At 67.2% G+C, this 488-nt stretch carries 1 protein-coding gene; it reads left to right on the plus strand.

Going from position 1 to position 488, the window contains the following annotated elements; all coding sequences use genetic code 11:
• Positions 1-488 (plus strand): aminomethyltransferase family protein (locus EOA24_RS40655; RefSeq protein ID WP_133375113.1); only part of this gene is annotated, 488 nt, incomplete at both ends.

Here is a 488-nt window from a genome sequence, read left to right on the forward strand (position 1 = left end):
TGCCGGTGGTGGTCTCGCGCACCGGCTATACGGGCGAGCTGGGCTATGAAATCTGGTGCCATCCGCGCGACGCCGAAAAAGTGTTCGACGCCGTCTGGGAAGCCGGCCAGCCGCACGGGCTGAAGCCGATGGGCCTGCAGGCGCTCGACATGGTGCGCATCGAGGCCGGACTGATCTTCGCCGGCTACGAATTCTCCGACCAGACCGATCCGTTCGAGGCCGGCATCGGCTTCACCGTGCCGCTGAAGACCAAGGCCGACGACTTCATCGGCCGCGACGCGCTGATCCGGCGCAAGGAGCATCCGCAGCACAGGCTCGTCGGCCTCGACATCGACGCCAACATCCCGGTTGGCCATGGCGACTGCGTCCATGTCGGCCGCGCCCAGATCGGCGTGGTTACCTCCGGCATGCGCTCGCCGGTGCTCGGCAAGACAATCGCGCTGGCACGGCTCGACGTCACCCATGCCGAGATCGGCACGGAGGTCGAG

This window comes from Mesorhizobium sp. M2A.F.Ca.ET.039.01.1.1 (genome assembly GCF_003998035.1).
GTDB lineage: Bacteria > Pseudomonadota > Alphaproteobacteria > Rhizobiales > Rhizobiaceae > Mesorhizobium.